Genomic DNA, 16,951 nt, shown 5'->3' with positions numbered 1-16,951 from the left:
ACTATGCACGATTTTCTGATGGGCATCTGGGGATGGCTCACGGCCAACCCCCTGGCCGGACTCGGCGTCGCCGCCGTGGTCGCGTTCATGCTCTGGAAGCAGCCGAAGCAGACCATGAAGCTCGCCCTGGCCCTGCTGGTCCTCGTGGCCTTGGGCTACCTCGTTTCGGGCATCATCGACTTCACCATGCACAGCGCCGTGGTGAAGGAGAGCGGGATCGAGAAGAGCCAGTAGGATTGCGTTTCGGGCTTTCCGCTGGCACGCGCCCTGGATTCGCGACTTCGCGGGGCTGAAGCGGAGGCCTTGGCGTAGCCTCGACGTCATTCCCGCGCAGGCGGGAATCCAGGCTTTTTTGTCTTTCCGCCCTGATTTGATTCCGGGGAGTAGCGGAGAGGACTCCTCAAGCCCTACCGCGTCATGGGCAGGAGCATGCGCACGGCCGTGCCTGAGCCGGGTTGCGACGAGAACTCCAGCCGTCCACCGTGCTCGTGCATGATGGCCGAGGAGATGGACAGGCCCAGGCCCGTGCCGCCCTGTTCGCGCTTGGTGGTGAAGAAGGGGTCCTGGATGTACTTGAGGTCCAAAGGGTCGATGCCGCAGCCGTTGTCGCGCACCTCCACCCCGGCCCAGGCCCGGTTTTCGCCGACATGCGACAGAACCTGCACCGTGATCTCCCCGCCCGCGGCGGGCACGGCCTCGCACGCGTTGACCAGGAGGTTGATGAGGACCTGGATCAGGCGCTGGGGGTCGGCCTCCACCATGGCCGGTTCCGGTGCCAGCCGCACCAGGTAGCCGGGGGCCGCGCTCTTGAGCTTGTGGCGCACGAAGGCCAGGGCCCCGGCCACCACGTTGTTGAGGTCCGTTGATTCCCGCTCGCCCTCGGGACGCTGGCGCGAGTAGTCCTTCAGGCGCGAGACGATGTCCTTGATGCGCTCGGAGCCGTCGACCATGCCCTGCAGCAGCAGCGGCATCTGCTGCCTGAGTTCAGAGTATTCGAGCCCGCCGAGCACGAAGTCCCCGTGCTCCTCCTGGTATTCGTCCAGGACGTTCAGCGCGTCGGCCCACACGTCGCGCAGGAGCGGCAGATTGAGAGTCAGGAAGCTGTTGGGGTTGTTGATCTCGTGGGCCACGCCCGCCACCAGTACGCCCAGCGACGCCATCTTGTCGGCCTGGATCATCTTCTGGCTCCGCAGTTCCGCCTTGCGCTCGGCGTCCTTCCTGGCCGTGATGTCCGTGAGCTTGCCCTCGATGAAGGCCGTGCGGCCCTGGTCGTCCTTCTCGCTTCTGGCGTTGAACTCCACCCATATCTCGCTGCCGTCCTTGCGGCGCATGCGCGTCTCGAAATCCTTGATCACACCGTCGCTGCGGATGACGGAGAAGACCCGCTCCCGGTCGTCGGGGTCGCAATAGAGCTGGCTTCCGATGTTGGTGACCGAGGCCATGAGGTCCTCGGGCGAATCGTAGCCCAGGATGCGCGCCATCTCGCGGTTGGCCTCCAGAAAGCGGCCCTGGGCCGTGGAGCGGTAGATGCCCTCCAAGGCCTTCTCGAAGATGGCCCGGTATTTCCTGCCCTCCTCCTCCCGTTCGCTCCATTCCGTGATGTCGTGGGCAAAGACCACGGCCCCCAGGATTTCCCCGCCGCGCACCAGCGGCACGTAGGTGTTCTGGTAGAAGCCGATTTCGCCCTTTGGCCGGCGGTACCTGCGGCGCAGGATGTAGGACTCGCCGTTCAGCACGCGGTCGAAGTTGCGCCGTGATGCGGCGCGCTCCTCGGGGTCGAGGATGTCGAAGACGTGCATGCCCGGGTGGATGTCGAGGTTCCAGTTGTGTTTGACGAATTCGCGGTGGGCCTGGTTGAAGGCGATGTAGTTGTAGTTCAGGTCCAGGGAAAAGAGCATGACGTTGAGGGGCGTGTCGATGAGGGCGCGCAGGTCGTGCAGTTCCCGGGTCAGGGTTCGGTTGGCCCGCTCCAGGTGGCGCAGCCTGGCCAGGAGGTCCTCGCGTCCGTTCACTCGTCGTCCTCGCTGGCCATGAGGAGCTTGTTAAGGCGTTTGTTCAGGGCCTGCCGGGATACGCCCAGCATCCCCGCGGCCATGGCCTGGTTGCCGCCCGTGCGGCGCATGGCCTCCATGACCAGTTCCGCGCAGACGCGCTTCAAGGTCGGGAGTTCCGGCCCGAACTGCACGCCGGCCCCTTCGCCGGATCTGGCCGCGGGCGCGTCGGCATGGTGCGCGGCCACGTGCTCCCGGATGCGTCCGATGTCCAGGGTCTCGCCCGTGGTGCAGCTGACGGCGTCGAGGATCAGGAACTGCAGTTCACGCACGTTGCCTGGAAAGGGGTATCCCATGAGCAAAGGGAAGAGCTCGGGCGGGGCAACGGGCTTGCGGCGCTGCTGGCAGGCCTGGCGCAGGAAGTGGTCCACGAGCAGGGGGATGTCCTCGCGCCGCTCGCGCAGGGGCGGCAGATGCACGTGGTGGGCCCGCAGGCGGTAGTAGAGATCCGCGCGGAAGCGTTCGGACTCGCCCAGCGCCGCCGGGTCCACGTTGGTGGCGGCGATGATGCGCGCGTCGGTCTTGCGCGTCACGTCGGAGCCGATGGGCAGGTACTCGCGCTCCTGCACCAGACGCAGCAGCTTGACCTGGGAGGCGTGGGGCAGGTCGCCGATCTCGTCGAGGAAGAGGGTGCCGGCCTTGGCGTTCTCGACCAGCCCCGGCCTGGCCCGGTCCGCGCCCGTGAAGGCGCCCTTCTTGTGGCCGAAGAGGGTGTCGGCGAAGATGTTGTCGTCAAGGCCGGCCACGTTGACGGGGACGAACTCGCCCTGGCGTCCGCTCAAGTCGTGGATGACCTTGGCCACCAGTTCCTTGCCCACGCCGGACTCGCCGGTGATGAGCACGGGCTGGGTGCTGCGCGCGATGGCCTCGATGTACTGGAAGATGGAGCGCATGGCCTTGGAGCAGGTCACGATGGGCGCGAAGGCCTCGGGATGCTCCAGGGTGTCCTGCAGGAAGCGCGTGCGCAGGCCGCTGTTCTCGCGGCGCAGTTCGCGGATCTCGATGGCGTGGCGGATGCCCGAGACGAGGCTGCTCTTGTCGTTGGTCTTGACGAAGAAGTCGAAGGCCCCGCGCTTGATGCACTGCACTGCCGTCTCCACCTGTCCCATGCCGGTGATGACCAGCACCGGGACGTCCGGGTTGGTCCGGCCGACCTCGACGATGAGCTCCTCGCCGGACATGCCGGGCATGGCCAGGTCCACGGCCATGACCTCCACTTCGGTCGAGGCGAGGATGGAGGGCACCTCGGAGCTGTCCTGGCAGCAGATGATGTTGTCGATGCCGTGGGATTTCAGCGCCAGGGAAAAGGACCGCAGCCATGTCTCCTCGTCGTCGACGAGCAGCACGGGGTTGGTTGGGTATTTGCTCATGTGCGTGCCCTACTCGTACGTGCGTTCGTCCACGAGGGCCGGGGACCCTTCGGGGATCGTTTCGCCCAGGCCCAGGACCGTCACCGCGGGCCGGAGCTTGGCCGTTTCCTGGAAGGCCGCGGCGACGGCCGCGGTATCCACGGGGCCGTTGGTCTCGATGCGCAGGACCAGGCTGTCCTTGCCGCCCGCATTGCCGACCACGACCTGATGCCGCAGGATCTGCGGGAAGCCGCGCATGGCCTGCGCCACCTGGGACGGGTAGATGAACTGTCCGCGCACCTTGGCCGTGTCGTCGACGCGGCCGAGGATGCCCATGAGCTTGGGGGCCGTGCGGCCGCAGGCGCAGGGGGCCTCGGACAGGCGCGACAGGTCGCCCGTGGCCAGACGCACCAGGGGGTAGTCCAGGGTGAAAGGCGTGACCACGACTTCGCCCATCTCGCCCGGCGGCACGGGCAGGCCCGTGACCGGGTCGCAGATCTCCACGAAGCAGCGCTCGGCCAGGTGCATGCCGCCCAGGGCCATGCACTCGTAGGCGATGCAGCCCACGTCGGCCGTGCCGTAGCCCTGGCGGATGACCATGCCGAACATGTCCTGGACCTCTCGGCGCAGGCTCTCGGGCAGGCGCTCGGCCGCGACCATGGCCACCCGGAGCCGGAAATCCCTCTTCGGGTCCAGGCCCTTCTCCGCGGCCTTCTCGCCCAGCGTCTTCAGGAAGCTCGTCATGCCGACGAAGCCCGTCACGGGCAGCTCCTCCATGAGCTGGAGCTGCACGGCCGAGTTGCCGGGCCCGGCCGGGATCACGGCGCAGCCCAGGGCGCGCAGGGGCTCTTCCAGCATGAGGCCGGCGGGCGTGAGGTGGTAGCTGAAGGTCATCTGCACCAGGTCCCCGGCGCGGATGCCCGCGGCGTAGAAGGCCTGGGCCCAGCCCCAGTAGTCGGGGGCGCGGCCCTCGGGGTCGTAGATGGGACCGGGGGACTGGTAGATGCGCGACAGCTCGCCGGGCGCGCAGGACAGGAACCAGGACAGGCCCTTCTCGCGCTGAAGGCGGGAGAGGTCCTTCTTGCGCAGGACCGGGATGGAGGTGAAGTCCTCCAGTGAGCGGATCTCGTCGGGCACGATGCTCGCGGCTCCCAGGCGTTCGCGGAACTCGCCGTCAAAGGACGCCGCCCTGGCCACCACGGCCTGCAGGGCCTGCCATTGCCGGTTGGCCCTGGCGGCCGCCGATTCCGTCTCGTGTTCGTGGTAGAAGCCCTGTGTTCTGTCCATGGACGCTCCGAAAAGTGGGTGTGCGGGAAGGGAGGGGGCCCGTCGGTCCGGAAAATTTCAGCCCAGCCAGCGCTTGCGGCGGCGGTAGTGCTTGACGTCGTGGTAGCTGCGCTTCTCGCCGCCGTGACCCAGGCCCAGGTAGAACTCCTGTACATCGGGGTTGCGCAGTAGGTCCTCGCCTTTGCCGTCCATGACGATGCGGCCGTTCTCCATGATGTAGCCGTAGTCCGCCAGGGACAGGGCCATGCGCGCGTTCTGCTCGACCAGGAGGACGCTCACGCCCTCGGTTTTGTTGATCCGGCGCACGATGTCGAAAATCTCCTCCACCAGCAGGGGCGCCAGGCCCAGGGACGGCTCGTCCAGGAGCAGGAGCTTGGGACAGGCCATGACCGCGCGCCCGATGGCCAGCATCTGCTGCTCGCCGCCGGACATGTAGCCGGCCAGCTGGTTGCGGCGTTCCCGCAGCCTCGGGAAGTACGTATACACTTTTTCGGCGTTGTGCGCAAAAAGGCGCGCGGGCTGGGTGTAGGCTCCGCAGCGCAGGTTCTCCTCCACGGTCAGGTCCTCGAAGATGCGCCGGCCCTCCATGACCTGGAAGACGCCGGCCCGGACCAGCTTCTCGGGGCTCAGGCGCACCGTGTCGACGCCGTCGTAGAGGACGGACCCGGACGTGACCTTGCCGTTTTCACCGGCCAGCAACCCCGAGACGGCCTTGAGCGTCGTGGACTTGCCCGCTCCGTTGGCGCCCAGGAGGGTGGTGATGCTGCCGGCGGCCACGTCCAGGGACAGACCCTTAAGGACCAGGACCACGTCGTTGTAGACCACTTCCAGGTTCATGACTTGGAGGATGTTCATGGATGCCTTCAGTTCCGAGTTAGACAATTCGTTTCGCACGGGCGGGGACGCCGGGCGCCCCCGCCCTGGTTTCCATCAGAGTCCGAGCCATTCCTTCTTGCGTTCGAGGACCGTGGTCTGCACGAACTCGAGCTTGCCGTCCTTGAAGGTGCAGATATTGACGGACAGGTTGGGCCGGTGGTCGTCGGCGAAGTAGCTGACGGCCGGGGCCAGGCCCATGGGGTCGAAGTCGCGCATGGTCTCAAGGGCCGCCTTGATGCTCTCGCCCGTGACCTCCCCTTTGGCCTTGGCCATCTTCATGCCTTCGCACATGACCATGGCCGAGACGAAGCCTCGCACGTAGTGGGTCATCTGCGGCTGGTCCTTGGTGATCGTGCGGATCAGGTCCATGCCGGCCGAGGGTTGGCCGTAGATGGCCGCGCCCTGCAGGCCGAAGTGCCCGTTCGCCGCGTCGCCGGCCAGCTTGAAGATGTTCTCGTCGCTGCTCCAGATGTTGCTGAAGAAGGTGCAGGTCATGCCGAGCTTCTGGGCGTCCTTCATGATGACGGCCGTGGACGGAGTGGTGCCGCCGGTCCAGACGAAGTCGGGCTCGGCCTTCTTCAGGCTCAGGAGCTGCGGGGTGGCGTCGATGGCCTTGAGGTCCACGTTCTCCTTGCCGACAATCTCGAAGCCCAGCTCCTTGGCGTATTCCTCCATGGCCGGGATGGGGGCGCTGCCGTAGGGGTTGTCCGGGAACATGAAGGCCAGCTTCGGCGCGCGGGACTGCTTCCAGGTTTCGCGCAGGTAGTTCAGGCCCGCGCGGCCCATGGTCGAGTAGTCGGCGGCGGCGGTGAAGTTGTAGGGCGCCTTGGCAGGGTCCATGAGGTGGGCCGAGTAGGAGGCCGAGAAGACCGGGATCTTGTCCTTGGCCACGAACTTGACCAAGGCCTCGGTGTCGCCCGTGCCCCAGCCCTGCATGGCCACGATGCCCTCGGAGGTGAAGCGCTTGTAGGCGGCCAGGGCCTGCTGCACGTTGTAGGCGTAGTCGACCTGGATGAGCTCCACCGGCTCGCCGCCGACGCCGCCGTTCTCGTTCAGCCAGGCCACGTAGGCCTTGATGCCTTCGGCGTAGGGCGTGCCCACGCTGGAGGTGGCGCCGGTCAGGTCGGACAGCAGGCCGACCTTGTAGGCGGCCGAGGCGGTGCTGGCGATGGCCATGATGGCCAGGACGGTCAGAAGCAGAAGCTTTTTCATGGGTTACTCCGGATGCGGCAAAAGGTTTCCCCGGCTCTTCATCGCCGGCGCGTCAGTATGCAAAGGGGTACAGCTTCCAGTAGGCCTTGGTCAGCCGCCACTTGCGGGCCAGACCTTCGGGTTCGAAGATGAGGAAGAGCACCAGCATCAGCCCGAAGACCCCTTCCTTCATGGGCACGATGACGGCGCTCAGGTCCGGGGCGATGCCCCCCAGGGACGAGATGAGCAGGTTCAGCATTTCCGGCAGCAGGGTGATGAACACGGCCCCGAAGATGGAGCCGATGACCGAGCCCATGCCGCCAATGATGATCATGGCCAGGTAGCTGATGGACAGCCCCATGGAGAACTGCTCGGGCGTGATGTACATGGTGTAGTGCGACCACAGCCCTCCCGCGACCCCGGCCAGGAAGGAGCTGAGGCCAAAGGCCTGCAGCTTGTAGGCGAAGAGGTTCACGCCGACGTTCTCGGCCGACTGGTGGTAGTCGCGGATGGCCACGAAGGCGCGGCCGTGGCGGGTGCGGCTGACGTTGGTCACGGCCAGGACGCACAGGGCCGTCACGGTCAGAATGAGGTAGAAGATGCGCGCGTCGGTGTCGAAGGCGAAGCCCAGGATCTGCGGCGGGTCCACGGGCAGCCCGTTGGCGCCGCCCGTCAGGGAGGACGCGTGCAGAAAGACGTATTCGAGGATGAGCTGGGCGGCCAGGGTCGAGATGGCCAGGTAGATGCCCTTGAGGCGCAGGGACGGGATGCCGAAGACCATGCCGACCATGGCCGATATGGCCCCGCCGCCCAGGAGCGCGGCGACGAAGGGCGCGCCCGCGTTGGACAGGATGGCCGCGCCGTAGGCGCCCACGCCGACGAAGGCCCCGTGGCCCAGGGACATCTGGCCGCACATGCCCGTCAGCAGGTTCAGGGACACGGCGCCGATGACGGCGATGAGGATGAGGTTCAGGATGGACACGGCGTAGGAGTCCACCAGCTGGGGGACCGCCAGCAAGACAGCGAGGAAGATGCCCAGGCAGAGCTTCTGGAACCGGGAGCGGAACAGCCCGTCCTCGGCGGCGTAGGTCGTGTAGAAGAGGCCGCACTTGTGCATGCTCATACGCGTTCGATCTCCTTGGTTCCGAAGAGTCCGTAGGGCTTGACCATGAGGATGACGACCAGGATCAGGAAGGAGGCCACCTCCTTGAAGCCGCCCAGGCCCAGGAGGTCCTTGGCCGCGCCTTCGCAGATGTTTTCCAGCACCCCGATGATCAGCCCCCCCAGGGCCGCGCCGAGCAGGCTGTCCAGGCCGCCCAGGATCACGGCCGGGAAGACCTTGAGGCCCAGGTGCCCGAGCTGGGCGTTGATGCCGTTGATGTTGCCGAGGATGATGCCGCCGATGCTCGAGACCACGGCCGCGATGCACCAGGACAGGGCGAAGATGGACTTGATGCCGATGCCCATGGACTGGGCCGCCTGCTGGTCGAAGGCCGTGGCGCGCATGGCTATTCCCAGGGACGAGAACTTGAAGAACAGGCTGAAGACCCCGAAGAGCAGCGCCGAGAGCCCGAAGGCCGCGACGTAGACCGGCGCGATGGGCAGTCCCAGGAGCATGTAGGGCTCCTGGGGCAGGATGGCCGGGAAGACCTGGATCTGCGTGCCCCAGACCATCTGCACGAAGGACTTGAGCATGGACGACAGGCCGATGGTGACCATGATGACCGAGATAATGGGCTCGCCGATGAGCGGCCGCAGGATCAGGCGCTCCACGGCCGTGGCCAGGACGATGGAGAAGACCAGGGTCAGCAGGAATGAGGCGAAGAAGGGCAGCTGGAACTGCACCGTCAGGGCGAAGCAGACGTAGGCCCCAACCATGACCAGTTCGCCCTGGGCGAAGTTCACGACCTTGGTGGCCTTGAAGATGATGACAAATCCCAGGGCCACCAGGCTGTAGATGGACCCGACCACGAGGCCGTTGATGATGAGTTGGAGATAGTATTCCATTTTTATGACCCTATGGTTTTGTGACACCGGTGTCCGGGCCAAGGCGTTTCATGGTCGCGATAAAGGCATGGATCCCCGCCTTCGCGGGGATGACGCGGTGGTGGGGCGGTGGGGCTGTGCTTTTTTGGCATGCGGTCCGCATTGACGCCTCGCCCCGGTGTTTCCTGGCCGAGGAAAAGGCATGGATCCCCGCCTTCGCGGGGATGACGTGGAACAGGTGCGTCAGCCCCCGGCCCGCGTGGTCGGGAAGGGTGCCCATGTACGCGTGTTTACGGTGAGTTTGCGCGTTCCTCTTCGCGTGGGAGCCATGGATCCCCGCCTTCGCGGGGATGACATCGGGGGGCGGCGGGTAAGCGGACTCCAGGCCGGAACAGCGCCGGCCTCGCGCCAATCGGGGCGTCATTCCCGCGAAGGCGGGAATCCATCTTCCTTCCCGTTCCATGCACTTCGTTGCCGTCATCACTTCCCTCCCACCGCAGCCACGTCCCTGATACAGATGCTGCCCGTCATCTCGCGGCGGGAGCCGTCCTGGTAGGTGATGGCGATGCACAGGTCCGTGGCGCCGGTGCCGTCGTACAGCGCCGCGATGAGCTCGGCGTAGCGCTCGCCGATGACCTTGCGCCGGATCTTGCGGGTGCGGGTCAACTCGCCGTCGTCGGCGTCGAGTTCCTTGAAGAGCAGGGCGAAGCGGCGCACCTCGGTGCCGGGCTGCAGGGCCTGGTTGATGCCCCGGATTTCGGCTTCGATGAGGTCGTAGAGTTCGGGCCTGGACGCCAGGTCCTGGTAGGTGGTGTAGGTCAGGCCTTTCGCCTCGGCCCAGCGGCCGGCGATGTCGCCGTCCAGGCAGACGATGGCCGCGATGAAGTCCCGTTCATGTCCGAGAACCACGGCCTCCTGCACGTAGGTCGAGAACTTGATCTTGTTCTCGATGAACTGTGGCGAGAAGCGCACGCCCGCGGCCGTGGTCATGACGTCGGACAGGCGGTCGATGATGACCAGCTGGCCGTTGTTCTTGAAATACCCGGCGTCTCCCGAATGCAGCCAGCCGTCGGTGACCGTCTCGGCCGTGGCCGCGTCGTTGCCCAGGTAGCCCTGGAATACGGCGGGGCTTCTGGACAGGATCTCGCCCTCGTCCGAGATGCGGATCTCGGTTCCGGCGATGGGCTCGCCCACGGAGTCGAAGCTGACGGCCCCGTCGCGATGGATGCAGGAGATGCCGGCGATCTCGGTCTGTCCGTAGATCTGCTTCAGGTTGACGCCGAGGGCGTGGAAGAAGGTGAAGGTGTCGGGCCCCAGCGGCGCGCCGCCCGTGGAGGCCGAGCGCACGCGCGTGAAGCCCAGGCGGTCGCGCAGGGCGCGAAACAAGCCCCAGTCGGCCAGCCTGTTTGCCAGCCGCAGGCCCATGGACGGCGTCTCGCCGCGCAGTACGGTCCCGGCGTACCTCATGCCCACGGGCATGCACAGGTTGAAGAGGAAGCGCTTGAAGCGCGTGGTCTCCATGATGCGTACCCGCACCTTGGCGGCCATGTTCTCCCACACGCGCGGCGGCGAGAAGATGAGGTGCGGCCCGATTTCGCGGATGTTCTCCTGCACGGTGTCGGGCTCCTCGGGGAAGTTGACGCAGAAGCCGAACAGCAGGGCCGAGGACACGGCCATCATCTGCTCGCCCATCCAGGCCAGGGGCAGGAAGGACACGAACTCGTCGGTCTCGCGCTTGGGGTCCGAGAGGCCCAGGTTCCAGGCCATGGACAGGAGGTTCCGGTGCGAGAGCATGGCCAGCTTGGGCCGGCCCGTGGAGCCCGAGGTGGTGGCGATGAGGGCCGTGTCGTCGGGCGAGACGGACTCGACCCAGCTTTCGAACTCGGCCGCATGGTCGCGGCCCAGGGCGCGCACGTCGCCGAAGCTCTTGAGGCCCGGCGCGTCGTAGCCCACGAGGCCCTTAGGGTCGTGGTAGACGATGTGCTCAAGGAGCGGCAGGGCGCCCCGGATGGACAGGATCTTGTCGACCTGCTCCTGGTCCTCGGCCACGACCAGGCGCGCGCCCGACAGCTCGAAGACGTAGCCGATCTCCTCGCCGGGCGAGTCCTGGTAGAGGCCCAGGGACACGCCGCCCAGGCCCTGGATGGCAAGCTGGGCCCACAGCCATTCGGGGCGGTTGTCGCCGATGATGACGACGACGTCGCCGCGGCCCAGGCCCAGGGCCCTCAGGCCCGCTGCGAACTCGGCCGTGATGTCCAGGTACTGCCTGTAGGAAAAGGGCTGCCAGATGCCGTAGCTCTTCTCGCGCAGGGCCGTGCGGCCGGGGCGCCGGCGGCTGTTGTCCAGGAGGAGCTTGGGGAGGGTGGTTTCGTACGGCGCGCTCATCTATCTTCCCTTGTAGAGGCCGTCCTCGTCGCCGAGGTAGGCGCTGACGACCTTGGGGTTGGTCTGGACGGCCTGGGGCGTGCCGCTGGCCAGGACCCGGCCGAAGTCGAGGACGATGACGTGGTCGGAGATGTCCATGACCACGCCCATGTCGTGCTCCACCAGAAAGACGGTCACGCCCCACTCCTCGTTGATGTCGAGGATGGAGCGGGCCATGTCCTCGGTCTCCTCCAGGTTCATGCCGGCCATGGGCTCGTCCAGGAGCAGGAGCTGCGGCTCGGCGGCCAGGGCGCGGCCCAGCTCGACCTTCTTCTGCACGCCGTAGGGCAGGTGCCCGGCGACGGTGTGGCGGTAGGGGGAGAGGTTCAGGAAATCGATGATCTCCTCCACGCGCTGCCGGTGGCGGTCCTCCTCGCGGCGGGCCTTGCCCAGGTAGAGGATGGAGGCCAGGATGCCGTAACCGAGGCGCGAGTGGCGGCCGACCATGAGGTTGTCCAGGACCGACAGGCCGCGGAACAGGGCGATGTTCTGGAAGGTCCGGGCCAGGCCGAAGCCCGTGCGTTTGTGGGCCGGCACGCCGGTCAGCTCTCGGCCGTCCATGCTGATGGCGCCCTTGGTCGGGGTGTAGCGGCCCGAGATGCAGTTGAGCATGCTCGTCTTGCCCGCGCCGTTGGGCCCGATGAGGGAGGTGATGCTGCCCTTGTCCACGCGGCAGGTGACACGGGACAGGGCGGCCACGTTTTTGAAGGTCAGGCTGACCTCCTGCACCTCGAGCAGGGGGCTACTGCCATTCATGCTTGAAATCCTCGGGGCCGACCACGTCGTACCCGGTCTTCTGCAGCGCCGCCGCGATGGACGAGGGGTTGGGCGTGTCCACGCGGATGACGACCATGCGGCGGTCGGCGTGGGTGAAGGTGCCGGTGGAGATGATGGAGTAGCCGAGGGAGTCGATGATGCCCGCCACCTCCTTCAGCACGCCGGGCCGGTCCACGACCTCGAAGACGATGCGCGAGCCGCCCTGGCCGTAGCCCATCTCCTCGGCCAGTACCTCCAGCATGATGGTGCGGTTGATGTAGCCGATGAGGTCGCCGTCGGCGTCGACCACGGCCAGTCCGGCCAGGTTCTTGGCGTGCATGAGCATGGCCGCGGCCTCGATCTCGGTCTCGGGCGTGACGGTGACCATGTCCTTGCGCATGATGCGGCCCACGGTCAGCTTGGACAGCAGGTAGTTGATCTCGTGCTTGTCCAGCCCGGTCATGAGGGAGGGCATGGCCGCGTTGATGTCCTCGGGGCGCACGTACCCGGCGAGCTTGCCGTCCCTGACCACGAACAGCATCCACAGCTGCTGCTCGTCCATGACCCGCTGGGCGTCCTCGGCCAGGGCGTCGGGAGGCATACTGATGAAATTCTTGAGCATCTTGAGCCCGACAAACATGGTCGCTCCTTTTTCTCGGGGTGGTGGTTCCGTTCGGCATTTAGAAAGGTTCGTGCCAGAATGGTTCGAGACATGGTGGTGACGGAGATGAAAGTTTGTACGCCCCAAATTAATATGGTATTTTGATGTGTTACTTATTTCGTCCCGCCGTGTCTGCGCCCGGACGAAATTGACGCAACCGCGTCATGCGCAGGATTGTGCAGGTGTCATGCAATATAAGTTGTCAGCGATGAAACTTCTCCCGGCGCGGCAGGCCGCCGCAGGCGAGGCGGCGCATGGCAAATAAAGTTGCCCAAGCAATTTTTCTTGCAACACAAAATTTTCCGATGGTGTTGACAGGTCTGTTCGGCAGGATTATTTTGAACATAATTTCAAATTGAGGAGGTCCGGTGGGACGCAGGAGAAAGTGCAGGTTCGTGGCCGACGTGCCCGAAGTCACGGTGTTCAAGCCCGTGGGGATTCCCATGTCGCAGCTGTACGGCGTGGTGCTCGGCCTGGACGGTTTCGAGGCCTTGCGCCTGGTGGACGGGGAAGGCCTGAGCCAGGAGGAGGCGGCCGCCCGCATGCAGGTTTCCCGTCCCACGCTGTGCCGCATCCTGGGCGAGGCCCGGGGGCAGGTGGCCAGGGCGCTGTCGCGCGGCTGGGCCATCCGCATCGAGGTCGACGTGGAACACGCCGTGACCAATGGAAAGGAACAGGACATTTCGGAGCCGCAGTGCGCGCGGTCGCAGGTCTGCGGCGGCGGCCGGGCTCAAGGAGGACGATCATGCCGGGACAGAGAGGACAAGGTGGTGCAGGACGTGGCCAGGGCGGTGGAGGTCGCGGCCAGGGCGGTTGCGGACGCGGTCAGGGCGGCGCAGGACAGGGCGGCGCAGGACGGGGCGGCGGTTGCCGCGGACAGCGGCCGGGTGCCGGGGCCGGAGGCGTAGGGGCCGGTCAGGCCGGAGGCGGGCTGGGCCGCGCGCGGCGCGACGGTTCGTGCCTGACCGACGGCCCTGCCCAGGATTCTTCGGCCGGGGGTGTTGACACGGCCAAAACGGAGGAATAATCGCTCGTTTGAGCAAAATGGAGGAGCCGTGCCACGACCCAGGAAATGTCGCCGTATCGAAGGATGCCCCAAAGCGTGTTTTTTCAAACCCCAGGGGATTCCCCTGACGGAACTGGCCGAGGTCTACATGACCATGGACGGTTTCGAGGCCCTTCGTCTGGCCGACTACCAAGGCCTGACCATGGAGGAGGGCGCCGCCAGGATGCATGTCTCCAGGCATACGTTCGGGCGCATTCTGGGCGATGCCCGCCGGGCCGTGGCCCGGGCTCTCGTGGACGGACTGGCTCTGCACATCGCCCATGATGCCCAGACGCCGTGTATGCACCAGTATCCGGACCGTCTTGCGGCCCGCAGCAAGGAGCTTTGTATGACCAAGATCGCCATCACCAGTGAAGGCCCGAAGATGACGGACCGCGTGGACCCTCGTTTCGGCCGGGCCGGGGGGTTCGTGGTCGTGGACGTCGAGACCATGGCCTCGACCTACGTCGATAACGGCAGTTCCCAGTCCATGTCCCACGGGGCCGGAATCCAGGCCGCCGAGAACATCATCAACGCCGGCGCCTCGGTGCTGCTGACGGGCAGCGTCGGCCCCAAGGCCTTTTCGGCCCTCAAGGCCGGCGGGGTGAAGATCGGGCACAACATGGGCGGCATGACCGTGGCCGAGGCCGTGGAGGCGTTCAAGTCGGGCAAGGTCGAATACACCGATTCCCCAAACAGATAGGGTGACATCATGATCGTATCGGTTGCCAGCGGCAAGGGCGGCACGGGCAAGACAACGGTCACGGCCTCGTTGGCCGTGACATGGCCCAATCCTCTCATGGCCGTGGATCTGGATGTGGAAGAGCCCAACCTGCACCTGTTTCTGAAGCCCGAGGCCACGGGGTCGGAGGTCGTGACCCTCGAGGTCCCCGACGTGGACGAGTCCAAGTGCACGTTCTGCCGCAAGTGCGCCGAGCTGTGCCAGTTCAAGGCCATCGCCGTCATGGGCAAGGCCATCATGACCTTCCCCGAGATGTGTCACGGCTGCGGCGGGTGCATGGCCATCTGCCCCGAAGGGGCCATCGGCGTGGCCACGCGCGAGCTCGGCGTCATGGAGTTCGGCGTCTCGCGTGGGCGGATTCCCTGCACGACCGGACGGCTGCGCGTGGGAGAGGCCATGAGCCCGCCACTCATGCGCGTCGTGCGCTCGCACATGCGCGCCGAGGCCCGTGCCAAGGGGCTGGACGTGCTCGTCGATGCCCCTCCCGGCGTGAGCTGCCCGGCCATGAGCGCCGTGGCCGACAGCGACGTCATCGTGCTCGTGACCGAGCCCACGCCCTTCGGCTTCCATGATTTCAAGCTCGCCTGCGAGGCTTTCGCGCCCTACGGCAAGCCCATGGCCGTGGTCATCAACCGCGCCGGGCTGGGCGACGACCGCGTCTACGGATTCTGCGCGGCGCGCAACCTGCCCATCGTGGCCGAGATTCCCTATCGCCGCGACATCGCCGAGCACTATTCCAAAGGGCTGGTGCTGGCCGAGATGGACCAGGGCCTTGGCCAGCTGTTCTCCGGTCTGGCCGCGAAACTGATGGCCATGGGCAAGGAGGCCGATCATGCGTGAGATAGTCGTCATCAGCGGCAAGGGCGGCACGGGCAAGACCTCCATCACCGCGGCCTTCGCCCACCTGGCCGAAAGCAAGGTCATCTGCGACCTGGATGTGGACGCGCCCGACCTGCATCTGCTCCTCGACCCGGCGGTGGTCCGGGAAGAGGCCTTCATTTCGGGGCACGAAGCGGTCATCGACCCGGACAAGTGCGTGGGCTGCGGCCTGTGCGCCTCCATGTGCCGGTACGACGCCATCGACCCCGACGGGGACGTCTACCGCATCGCGCCCCTGCGTTGCGAGGGCTGCAAGGTCTGCGTGGCCTTCTGTCCCGAGCAGGCCATCGATTTCCCCGACAGGCACTGCGGACAGCGCTACCTGAGCGACACCCGCTTCGGGCCCATGGTCCACGCCCAGCTCTTTCCCGGACAGGAAAACTCCGGCCTTCTGGTTTCGCGCCTGAAAAAGGAGGCGCGCGTTTTGGCCGAAGAGCGCGGCCTGGACCTCATCCTCTGCGACGGCGCTCCGGGCATCGGCTGCCCGGTCATCGCCTCCCTGTCCCAGACGGACCTGGCCGTGGTGGTCACGGAGCCCACCCCGTCCGGCGTGCACGACCTGGAGCGTGTGGCCGGGCTGTGCGACCATTTCCGCACCAAGGTCGCCGTCATCATCAACAAACACGACCTCAATCCCGAGCATGCGGGTAGGATTGATGCATTGTGCTCGGAAAAGGGATACAGCCTGTTGGCTCGTTTGCCCCACGACACGGCTGTCACCGAGGCCATGGTGCGTCGCCAGGCCGTGACAGAGGGGCCCGACAGCGAGATCGCCCGGAACATCCGGGAGGCGTGGCTCAAAATCACGAATCTTTTGCACTCGTAAGCGTTTCGTACAAGGAGAAAGAAGTATCATGGAAAAGTTCAGAATTGCAGTCCCCTCGGCAGCGCCCGGCGGGCTTGAAGCGGAAGTCGGCGCCCATTTCGGGCACTGCGACGTCTACACCATCGTCGATGTGGAGAACGGCAACGTGGCCCAGGTCGGCATCCTGCCCAACGTGCCTCACGAGCAGGGCGGCTGCATGGCTCCGGTCCAGCACCTGGCCAGCAACGGCGTGAACCTGCTCATCGCCGGTGGCATGGGCATGCGCCCGCTCATGGGCTTCAACCAGGTGGGCATCGACGTCTTCTACGGCGCCGGCGCACCCAATGTCGGCACGGCCGTCGACGCCCTGCTCAAGGGCGCTTTGGTCCGCTTCACCCAGGAATACACCTGCGGCGGCGGGCACTAGTCATCCTCCCTGGCCGGGCCGCCTCCGTGCACGGGGAGGCCCGGCCTTTTCACGTACCTACACCAGGAGGGAACATGCAGGTGGTCATTGTCACCGGCCGCAAGGACGCGTTGCGTGATTTTGCGCAGGGGCTGGGCGGGGAAGTGGAGTGGGCCGAGAGCCGGGCCGATGTGTTGGGCCGGGCAGCCAAGGCCCCCTGGAAACTCGTCGTCGCCGACGCCATGACGCCGGGTTTGGACTACAAGGCGTTTCTGACGGAACTGTTGCGCGTCAACGCCATGCTGAACACGGTGGTCGTCACGGACATGGATGGCGAGACCTTCCACGAGGACAGCGAGGGCCTGGGCGTGCTGAACGCCGTGCCGGCCCTGCCGGGGCGCGAGGACGGCGAGAAGGTCCTGGCCAGGTTGAAGAGGATTCTCGGCCTGGGCTGAGCCCTCAAGCGAAAGCTTTCAGTCGCATTCCACGGCTC

At 66.1% G+C, this 16,951-nt stretch carries 17 protein-coding genes; 7 read left to right on the top strand and 10 right to left on the bottom strand.

Annotated elements, in window-relative coordinates:
* Positions 1–3: 3 nt before the first annotated feature.
* Positions 4–234, top strand: coding sequence for a hypothetical protein (locus ACYQ3G_RS15150; RefSeq protein WP_459827014.1), 231 nt, complete (start codon positions 4–6; stop codon positions 232–234).
* 173 nt (positions 235–407) lie between these two features.
* Here ACYQ3G_RS15150 and ACYQ3G_RS15145 read toward each other — a convergent pair whose 3' ends face one another.
* The 10 genes from ACYQ3G_RS15145 to ACYQ3G_RS15100 all read right to left on the bottom strand — a co-directional run bounded on the left by ACYQ3G_RS15145 (position 408) and on the right by ACYQ3G_RS15100 (position 12,560).
* A complete protein-coding gene (locus tag ACYQ3G_RS15145; RefSeq protein WP_459827012.1) occupies positions 408–2,012 on the bottom strand; it encodes a PAS domain-containing sensor histidine kinase in 1,605 nt (534 codons plus the stop codon).
* Positions 2,009–3,421, bottom strand: a complete 1,413-nt coding sequence (locus tag ACYQ3G_RS15140; protein ID WP_459827010.1) for a sigma-54-dependent transcriptional regulator — start codon at positions 3,419–3,421, stop codon at positions 2,009–2,011. Before ACYQ3G_RS15140 ends, ACYQ3G_RS15145 begins: the two co-directional genes overlap by 4 nt.
* Positions 3,422–3,430: 9 nt before the next feature.
* Positions 3,431–4,687, bottom strand: a complete 1,257-nt coding sequence (locus ACYQ3G_RS15135; RefSeq protein ID WP_459827008.1) for a phenylacetate--CoA ligase family protein — start codon at positions 4,685–4,687, stop codon at positions 3,431–3,433.
* Positions 4,688–4,744: 57 nt separating this feature from the next.
* Positions 4,745–5,542, bottom strand: coding sequence for an ABC transporter ATP-binding protein (locus ACYQ3G_RS15130; protein ID WP_459827006.1), 798 nt, complete (start codon positions 5,540–5,542; stop codon positions 4,745–4,747).
* A gap of 75 nt (positions 5,543–5,617) precedes the next feature.
* Positions 5,618–6,775, bottom strand: a complete 1,158-nt coding sequence (locus tag ACYQ3G_RS15125) for an ABC transporter substrate-binding protein (RefSeq protein ID WP_459827004.1) — start codon at positions 6,773–6,775, stop codon at positions 5,618–5,620.
* Positions 6,776–6,827: 52 nt separating this feature from the next.
* Complete coding sequence (locus ACYQ3G_RS15120; protein ID WP_459827002.1) at positions 6,828–7,877, bottom strand: branched-chain amino acid ABC transporter permease; 1,050 nt, start codon at positions 7,875–7,877, stop codon at positions 6,828–6,830.
* Positions 7,874–8,761 (bottom strand): branched-chain amino acid ABC transporter permease, encoded by an 888-nt coding sequence (locus ACYQ3G_RS15115; protein ID WP_459827000.1) that lies wholly within the window; start codon positions 8,759–8,761, stop codon positions 7,874–7,876. The genes ACYQ3G_RS15120 and ACYQ3G_RS15115 overlap by 4 nt, the downstream gene beginning before the upstream one ends.
* 459 nt (positions 8,762–9,220) lie before the next feature.
* Complete coding sequence (locus ACYQ3G_RS15110; RefSeq protein ID WP_459826998.1) at positions 9,221–11,125, bottom strand: AMP-binding protein; 1,905 nt, start codon at positions 11,123–11,125, stop codon at positions 9,221–9,223.
* The gene (locus ACYQ3G_RS15105; protein WP_459826996.1) at positions 11,126–11,920 is read right to left on the bottom strand and encodes an ABC transporter ATP-binding protein; all 795 of its coding nucleotides are present in this window, start codon (positions 11,918–11,920) and stop codon (positions 11,126–11,128) included.
* On the bottom strand, positions 11,907–12,560 hold the full coding sequence (locus ACYQ3G_RS15100; protein WP_459826994.1) for a CBS domain-containing protein: 654 nt from the start codon (positions 12,558–12,560) through the stop codon (positions 11,907–11,909). Before ACYQ3G_RS15100 ends, ACYQ3G_RS15105 begins: the two co-directional genes overlap by 14 nt.
* A 389-nt stretch (positions 12,561–12,949) precedes the next feature.
* Between ACYQ3G_RS15100 and ACYQ3G_RS15095 the strand changes: the two genes are divergently transcribed.
* The 6 genes from ACYQ3G_RS15095 (at position 12,950) to ACYQ3G_RS15070 (ending at position 16,913) form a co-directional block, all read left to right on the top strand.
* Positions 12,950–13,489, top strand: a complete 540-nt coding sequence (locus tag ACYQ3G_RS15095) for a DUF134 domain-containing protein (protein WP_459826992.1) — start codon at positions 12,950–12,952, stop codon at positions 13,487–13,489.
* A 147-nt stretch (positions 13,490–13,636) separates the two neighbouring features.
* Positions 13,637–14,329 carry a NifB/NifX family molybdenum-iron cluster-binding protein gene (locus tag ACYQ3G_RS15090; RefSeq protein ID WP_459826990.1) on the top strand — a complete coding sequence of 231 codons (693 nt, stop codon included), beginning with the start codon at positions 13,637–13,639 and terminating at the stop codon, positions 14,327–14,329.
* A 9-nt stretch (positions 14,330–14,338) separates the two neighbouring features.
* Entirely contained in the window at positions 14,339–15,208 is an 870-nt protein-coding gene (locus tag ACYQ3G_RS15085) for a 4Fe-4S binding protein (protein WP_028576678.1), read from the top strand.
* Positions 15,201–16,073 carry an ATP-binding protein gene (locus tag ACYQ3G_RS15080; protein WP_459826987.1) on the top strand — a complete coding sequence of 291 codons (873 nt, stop codon included), beginning with the start codon at positions 15,201–15,203 and terminating at the stop codon, positions 16,071–16,073. Before ACYQ3G_RS15085 ends, ACYQ3G_RS15080 begins: the two co-directional genes overlap by 8 nt.
* Before the next feature lie 28 nt (positions 16,074–16,101).
* Positions 16,102–16,479 (top strand): NifB/NifX family molybdenum-iron cluster-binding protein, encoded by a 378-nt coding sequence (locus ACYQ3G_RS15075; protein ID WP_028576680.1) that lies wholly within the window; start codon positions 16,102–16,104, stop codon positions 16,477–16,479.
* Positions 16,480–16,553: 74 nt separating this feature from the next.
* Positions 16,554–16,913, top strand: a complete 360-nt coding sequence (locus ACYQ3G_RS15070; RefSeq protein WP_051306948.1) for a hypothetical protein — start codon at positions 16,554–16,556, stop codon at positions 16,911–16,913.
* The last annotated feature ends 38 nt before the right edge of the window (positions 16,914–16,951 follow it).

Source organism: Desulfomicrobium salsuginis (genome assembly GCF_054657795.1).
This window is presented reverse-complemented; position numbering and strand designations above follow the sequence as displayed.